General features: G+C 60.0%; 7 protein-coding genes. 4 read left to right on the top strand and 3 right to left on the bottom strand.

Annotated features, from left to right (window positions below; genetic code table 11):
• Positions 1–23: 23 nt before the first annotated feature.
• Positions 24–239, bottom strand: coding sequence for a 50S ribosomal protein L35 (gene rpmI, locus ACIREA_RS21875; protein ID WP_377164684.1), 216 nt, complete (start codon positions 237–239; stop codon positions 24–26).
• 188 nt (positions 240–427) lie between these two features.
• Between rpmI and ACIREA_RS21870 the strand changes: the two genes are divergently transcribed.
• From ACIREA_RS21870 to ACIREA_RS21860, 3 genes are all read left to right on the top strand, one after another.
• On the top strand, positions 428–2095 hold the full coding sequence (locus tag ACIREA_RS21870) for an ATP-binding protein (protein ID WP_397384484.1): 1668 nt from the start codon (positions 428–430) through the stop codon (positions 2093–2095).
• Between the two features lie 41 nt (positions 2096–2136).
• On the top strand, positions 2137–3240 hold the full coding sequence (locus ACIREA_RS21865) for a 6-bladed beta-propeller (protein ID WP_397384483.1): 1104 nt from the start codon (positions 2137–2139) through the stop codon (positions 3238–3240).
• Between the two features lie 123 nt (positions 3241–3363).
• Complete coding sequence (locus tag ACIREA_RS21860; protein WP_397384482.1) at positions 3364–3942, top strand: SixA phosphatase family protein; 579 nt, start codon at positions 3364–3366, stop codon at positions 3940–3942.
• 36 nt (positions 3943–3978) lie between these two features.
• Here the strand turns inward: ACIREA_RS21860 and ACIREA_RS21855 are convergent, their stop codons facing one another.
• Positions 3979–5316, bottom strand: coding sequence for a hemolysin family protein (locus ACIREA_RS21855; RefSeq protein ID WP_397384481.1), 1338 nt, complete (start codon positions 5314–5316; stop codon positions 3979–3981).
• A gap of 74 nt (positions 5317–5390) precedes the next feature.
• Complete coding sequence (locus ACIREA_RS21850; protein ID WP_397384480.1) at positions 5391–6278, bottom strand: helix-turn-helix transcriptional regulator; 888 nt, start codon at positions 6276–6278, stop codon at positions 5391–5393.
• Positions 6279–6386: 108 nt separating this feature from the next.
• On the opposite strand from ACIREA_RS21850, the gene ACIREA_RS21845 reads away from it, so the two are divergent.
• A complete protein-coding gene (locus tag ACIREA_RS21845; RefSeq protein ID WP_397384479.1) occupies positions 6387–7250 on the top strand; it encodes a phosphoenolpyruvate hydrolase family protein in 864 nt (287 codons plus the stop codon).
• Positions 7251–7660 lie beyond the last annotated feature (410 nt).

Here is a 7660-nt window from a genome sequence, read left to right as displayed (position 1 = left end):
TCTATTGAGAGACCGTGGTCGTCTTAGCGATGGGAGAACGGCATGTTCGCCTTGATTGCTTTGACATCCACTTCCGCCACGAGGGCGACTTTACCGAGGTTACGTTTACGCTTGCGGCTCTTATTCTGCAGAATATGGCGCTTGCCTTGTTTACGGCGCAGCACCTTACCCGTGGCAGTTATTTTGAACCGCTTGGCGTAAGCTTTCCTCGTCTTGGCGATACCGGCATTTTTGGACATAGGGGCGGCGATGGTAAAGGAGAAGCCCGGTTCGGCAAGGTGTTTTTCACCTTCTCATGCACTCTCCTCGAATTTCCTGCATACGTTTGCTCTCAAATATGGGAGTCAGAAATATCTAGAATATCAAAAATTAAAGTTGTCTTAATTATCTAAGATTGCTAAATGAGTCGGAATCACGCGGATAATTCATGACTTCCTCCCTCTCCACTTCCTCCGCAACTCCAGCAGCAATCGCTGAATTGGAGCAGGGGCTGGAGCACCTCAAGGTCGCCAATTATTACCTTCGCGTCGCACTCGATCAGGTCGCCGATGGCGTGGTGATCGTGGAAAGCGAAGCCAGTGATGCCAAAAGCGGCCAAAAGGTCCTTTTCAGCAATGCCGCCGCCGCCATGCTGGCAGGCGCCGATCCTGAAGCAGGACTGCGCGGCCTGGGCCTCAATGATCTCGTCGCTAACGTTAAAGACGCTGCCACGCTCCAGCAAAGCCTCCGCCTCGCCGTGGATCAAGGTGGCTGCCACGAGTGTGAATGCCAGCTGCAAAGCCTGCGCACCCAAACCCCGGTGCCCAGCAAGTGGCGCGTGCGCGCCGTCTTCAACAGCATGCGCAAGCTGCTGAACTTCACCATTCTCATCAGCCCTGCTCAGGCCGCTGCCTCCGCAGCCAGCACCAAGCCTGAGCCAAAACCCGCCGCCGACGATCTGGACGCACAGTCTGCACAGATGCGTAAAGATAACCTCGCAGCACTCGCCCAGGGCATCGCCCATGACGTGAACAATCTGCTCGGCCCCGTCACGGTGCGTCTCTCCGCGCTGATTCAGCAGGTGCAGGAGCATCCGGCTCTGGCGCAGGAGCTGCAGCTCGTGTTCGCCGGATTGAAGCGCGCCAAGCAGTTCACCTCCCAGGTCGTCACCGCCTCCAAGTCCTCCCCCCGCAAGCTGGAACCCACCGACATCGTCTCTCTGATGCGCGACACCGTGGAATTCGCCGGTGCGGGCTCCAACGTGCATGTCTGCGTGCGCAACGATGAGAACCTGCGCCAGGCCATTGCCGATCCCGTCAAGCTCAGCCAAGTGCTGCAAAATCTCGTCATGAACGGCATCCAGGCCATGCCTCGCGGCGGCTACATGGATGTGCAGGCGGCAAACCATCTGGTGGGTCCGGCTGGAGACGGCAAACTCAAGCCCGGCAAGCACGTGCACATCATCGTGCGCGATCGCGGCTGCGGCATCGCCAAGGAAAATCTCGACCGCCTCTTCCGCGAGTCCTTCACCACCAAGCCGGACGGCAACGGCATCGGCCTCACCACCTGCAAACGTTTCGTGGATGAAATGGGCGGAGACATTCGAGTGACCTCCACCCCGAACATCGGCACCGAGTTCAGCGTCTTTCTGCCTGCTGCCGCAGGTTCCGGTGGCACGCGGCCTCTCACGCCTGCGGACTCGGCCCCCGTTCCGCTGAAGCATGGCAAAGGCAAGGTGCTCATCGTCGATGACGAGGACGACCTACGCAAAGTCGCCCACATGATCCTCACCCGCTGCGGCTACGAAGTCGTGCAGTGTGACAACGGCCAGGACGCCGTGCGCATTTACTCCAGCCTCTTCCGCACCGGCACCCCGCCCGATGTGGTGCTCATGGATCTCACCCTGCGCGGCGGCATGAACGGCACCGAAACCGCCGCAGAGATCCTGCATCTCGATCCTGAAGCACGCATCGTCTGCACCAGCGGCAGCGTCACCGAAGAAGTACAGATGATCTTCCTCGAACGCGGCTTTGTCGGCGTCCTGCCCAAGCCCTACGAAGCCGGCGAGCTCACGCAGGTCGTGCATCGTGTGGCCACCATGATGAAACGTCATTGAGCCGGGGCCCATGCGTGCTTGAGTGAACTTTTCCGCTCCGCATGAAAACACGCCGCCACTTCCTCTCCGGTCTTGCCACCGCCGCCGCCGCCAGTTTCACTGAAACCCTGCGCGCCGCCCCCGATCCCAAGAAGGACGTCGTCATCGGTCACGGCGCTCATCGCTACAAGGTGAACAAGGAATGGGTGCCCGCAGGTCAGGGCCGCCATCACCCCATCCTCAACTGCCACGAGATGGTTCAGGTCAAAGACGGCCGCCTTTTCATGATTGGCGACCACTGGGACAATCAGATGCTCGTCTTCAAACCCGACGGCACCATCCTCGACTCCTGGGGCAGCGTCTGGCCCGGCGGTCATGGCCTGACCCTCTCCAATGAGAATGGCGAAGAGTTCCTCTTCGTCACCGACAGCGGCCTCTGGAAATCTGGCAGCGGCGGATATCGTCAAACCGGTCGCATCACCAAGACCGATCTCGGCGGCAAAGAAATCTTCTCCATCAGCCATCCCATGAGCGTCGGCGCGTATGAGCCCGACATGGTCTTCAATCCCACCGAAACCGCCATCGCCCCCAATGGCGACATCTACGTCGTGGACGGCTACGGCTCGCAGTTTGTGCTGCGTTACGATGCACGCGGCAAGTTCATTCAGCGCTTCGGCGGCAAGGACGGCGTCCCCGCCGAAGAACGCCTCAACAACGCCCACGGCATCGCCATCGACACCCGTCAGGGCGCTGACAAAGCCACCGTCATCGTCACCTCACGCGTGGACAATTGCTTCCGCCGTTTCACCCTCGATGGCAAATACCTCGAAACCCTCGCCGTCCCCGGAGCCATGGTCTGCCGCCCCGTGATTGCCGGACAGGAGCTCTACGCCGGCGTCTGCTGGTCCAAGACCCCCGAGATCAACAAGCTCCCGCAAAACCCCAGCGGCTTCACCGTCATCCTTGATGCCGCAGGCAAAGTCGTCAGCGCTCCCGGCGGCACCGAACCTGTGTACGAGGAAGGCAAACTCAAGCCCCTCATGCAGGCCGAACGGATTTTCGATCATGGGCACGATGTCTGCGTTCTCGACAACGGTGATCTCATCGTCTGCCAGTGGAATGCCTTCCAAACCTACCCGATTAAAATCGAAAAAGTGGCCGCGTAATCAGGTCTGGCCAACTTCTGTGTTTGCGCTGCGGCAAATGACGAATGAGTAAGTGCGAATGACAAAAAAACCGGACCTCATCGGCCCGGGGCCTTCATCTGCCTCGCCCCTCGCCCTTAATTCATGAAATACATCACCATCGTGCGTCATGCCAAATCCAGCTGGGGACAGCCTGGACTCGCAGATCATGATCGCCCGCTCAATGAGCGTGGGCAGCGGGCCGCTCCGGCAGTCGCCACATTTTTACACCGCACCTACTTCGGAGGAGCCGATTCCCCTCCCCTGCTGCCGCTGCCAGATCGGCTCGTCACCAGCACCGCCCTGCGCGCCCTGAGCACCGCGCAGATCATGCGAGAGACCTTTGCCATGCCCGTGGAAAGCCTGCTGCTGGAATCCCGCCTCTACCTCGCCGATGCCGACCGCATCCTCGACGTCATGCGCGGCTTTGAAGAAAGCTGGAATCACACCATGATCTTCGGCCACAACCCCGGCCTCCACGACTTCGCCGATCACATCCTCGCCCGCGCCAACATCCCCAAGGTCCCCACCTGCACCGCCATCATCATGGCCTTCCCCCACGAGTTCTGGGGCCTCGCCGACTGGAACGAAGCCCAGCTCATCGGCTACATCACCCCCAAGTCCCTTGAACGCCGCTTCCCGGAACTCTACGCCGGCATCTCGCGTGAGGATGGGGATGATTGAACAAAAAAAGCGAAGCCGAAATATTGCCTCTCATGACTAGGCCGCATGGCTGGCCTCAGTCACCCCGGGCTTGCCAACGCGACGGATGGTCACCTTGTCGATGCGCAGACGATCGGTGTCGGTGATCTCGATCTGATGCTCACCGGATACGAAGCTCTCTCCTTCTGCCGGCACATGGCCGAGGTGATGAAGAATGAAGCCGGAAAGAGTGCGGTAAACGCCTTCATCCACTTCATCCGTGGGAACAGCGAGGCCGGTGAGGGTAGCCACCTCCTCAATACTCATCTGGGCATCGGCGATCCAAACCCCTTCCGCTTCCTGACGTGCCTGCGGGCGCTCGCGCTGGTCTTGGTCGGGCATGGAGCCTAGAATGGCCTCCAGCATGTCATTGAGCGTCACCAAACCAGCCACGCCGCCAAACTCATCCACCACCAGGGCCTGATGGCGGCGCTGCTTGCGGAACTCCTCGATCACCCTCCGGCAAGACATCATCTCCGGCACGAACAACGGCACCTTCAGCAGCGGTTCCATCTGAATTGACCCGCCACCCTGCTGCTGCTCCGACCACAATGACTTGAGCGCGATGATGCCGAGCACGTTGTCACGAGTGCCACGGTGCGCTGGGAAATAGGTGTGGCCGCTTGCTGTGATCTTTCGACGGTTCTCCTCGTCACTTTCATCGAGATTGATCCACACGATGCTGTTCTTCGGCGTCATCACGTCACTGACTAGAAGATCGTCGAGCTCAAGCACACCCTCTACCATGCGTTGTTCCCCCGGCTTGAAGACACCGGACAGCGTCCCCTGATGAATCATGGCACGCACCTCCTCCTCAGACACACCAGGCTCGGTGCCAGGAACCGCCCCTAACAAGCGCGCGATAAGGCCGCTTGTGGCATCCAGCAGATTCACCACCGGGGAGGTCAGGCGGGACAACACCGCCATTGGCGGACTGAGGCGCATGGCGGTGCTTTCCGGCGACTGGATGGCAAGGCGTTTGGGCACCAGCTCCCCAATGACAACTGTCAAAAAGGTGATGGTGCTCACCACGATGATCGTCGCGATGGTCTCCGCCCAGGTGTTCAGATACGGCACTTGGGCCAGCACCGGGGTCAGGTCATCGATCAAATTGCCGCCACTGGAAGCACCGGCCAGAGTGCCCACCAAGGTGATGCCCACCTGCACGGTGGAAAGAAAAACACCGGGATTTTCCACCAGTGCCAAGGCAGTACGTGCCCCCCTCACATCTTTGTCAACGAGGGGCTGCAGCCGCGCCCGGCGGGAGGAAACAACCGACATCTCCGCCATGGCAAAGATCCCGTTGGCGATCAGTAACGCAAACAAAAGCCCCAGCTCAAAAAGTATTCCAGTCATCGTCGGCAACCAACCGCCGAATCACTCTCTCCGCAATGACAACGCAGCATTGTGTTGCTGGCCGCCGCATCCCATCACCCATCCATCCGGCTCCGGTGCTCGCTCGGCCGCCACCCGATCCACTTCTTAAACGTGTTGCTAAAGACAAACGGGTTCTGATACCCCACCTCGTGCGAGATCGTCTCGATCTTCAAATTCGTCGTCGAAAGCAGCTCAGCCGCCTTGCGCATCCTCAGCCACGTCACGTGGTGCATCGGCGTACGCCCCAGCGCCTTCCGGCAGAGTCGTCGCAGGTGCTCGGCGCTCACATGCGCTTGATGGGCCAGTTCATCCAGCGTCCAGTCATAGCCCACATTGGCGGAAACCTTTTCCCAAATCCGGTGCAGCCGGTCATCCACCTGCCAGGGCTGCGCAAACCGCTCAATGTAATGCTGCACCAGTTCCACCCAGTGAAACATGGCGGCGGGCTGGGCTGCGTTTCCAGCCTCCTCAATGAGTCCCTCAATGGCATTCCACAACGCCGCACCGGCAAAGGGAGCCATCAGCGGCGAGCTGCTGCTCAGGATCGGCGTCTGCTCCGGCTGCTGCTCATAGCGCACCCAGCAGCAGCGCCAGATCTTGCCCGGCACCGCATGAAAGGCGTTCACCATGAAAGGCGGCAGCGCCACGGCCATGCCTGCCGTACATTTCTTCCACACACCATCCACCAGCACACGCCCCTCTCCTTCCAGGCAGGCCAGGAAATAAAGGCCGCCCTGGTGCATCCGCACGATCCGGTAGGGCGCACGCGCCGTCATCACCCCCGCATGCGCGATCCGATGCGTCGCCAGCGTGGTGCACAGCGGCGCACTGCGCAGCCACGCACGCGTATCCCGCTCCGATCCTCTCACCATGCGGTACACCGTGTCAGGCCCGTGGGTGTGCGTTTCGGATAGCTCTTGGATGGCGGCGCGGGCGTGCATAGGGCGGAGTTTACGGTTGTTTACAATCGTTGACCGTAGTTGACGATGGTTGCAAACCACTGTCATCCACCGTCAACTATCGTAAACCACCGTCAACCACATCAAGTCATGCCCAATCCCTGGACCGGAATCGGAAACCCCTACACGAAGCAAGAAGTCGTGGACCGCCTCAAAGCCACCCGCGCCAAGGGTGAGCCGATCATCGCCGCGGGTGCAGGCACGGGCATCAGCGCCAAGTTCATCGAAAAAGGCGGTGCCGATTTGATCATCATCTACAACAGCGGCCGCTTCCGCATGATGGGCCACGGCAGCACCTGCGGCCTCATGGCCTATGGAGATGCCAATGCCATCGCCATGGAGATCGGCGAGTACGAAGTCCTGCCCGTCGTCAAAGAGATCCCTGTCGTCTGCGGCGTCCACGCCACCGATCCCCGCCGCCGCATGTGGCACTGGCTGGGCCGCGTCAAGGAAATGGGCTTCTCTGGCGTGAACAACTTCCCCACCCACACCATCGTGGACGGTCATTTCCGTGGCGTCCTCGAAGAAACAGGTATGAGCGTGGAGAAAGAATTCGAAATGGTCGGACTCGCCACTCGAATGGACATGTTCAGCATCGTCTACGTGGCGACCCCTGAGGAAGCCATCAAAATGGCCAAGAACGGCGCAGACGCCATCATCGCGCACGTCGGCACCACCGTCGGCGGCAGCATCGGCGTCACCAATGCCGTGGTCAGCTGGGATCACACCGTCAAAGTCACTCAGGACATCATTGATGCCGCCAAAAGCGTGAACCCAAACGTGTTCACCCTCACCCACGGCGGCCCGATCAACACGCCTAAGGATGTGGAATTCATCCTCAGCAAGACCTCGGCAGACGGTTTCGTAGGTGCCAGCAGCCTGGAGCGCATGGGCGTCGAGGATTCGCTGACCAGCCTCACACGCGAGTTCAAACGCATCCCTATTGGGCGTTAGACCGGTTCTCAGAAAGATTGTCATTTTGATCCGGCGAGCGAAGCGGCCCCAGTGGCAAGGAGAGTGCGCCGCCTGCTATTTGGGAATAACAGGCAAGCGCACGACGCAGCCAATGGGGCCGCTCCGCCGTCCGGGCAATGTGGCAAGATTTTTGAGAGTCGGTCTAGCCCCCGGCTTTACCCCCTCAAAAGGGTGGCCTTATCCCCGGCGAATCGCATTTTGCAAAAAAATTACCGGCGTGTATGGTCGGGCTCGCGTTACTTAGCTGTAACAACCCCCGCATATGTCCGACGACCCCTTCAACAATCGCCCCGACGGCCCCAACCGTCGCAACCAAGATCCGCAGTTCAACTGGCGTGGTTTCATGCTCTTCGCACTCGCGATCACACTGCTGATCTCGGGCTTCATGA

Origin of the sequence: Prosthecobacter sp. (genome assembly GCF_044373815.1) — a bacterium.
Taxonomy (GTDB): domain Bacteria; phylum Verrucomicrobiota; class Verrucomicrobiia; order Verrucomicrobiales; family Verrucomicrobiaceae; genus Prosthecobacter.
The sequence above is the reverse complement of the archived record's forward strand: the minus strand, read 5'-3'. Positions and strand labels throughout refer to the sequence as shown.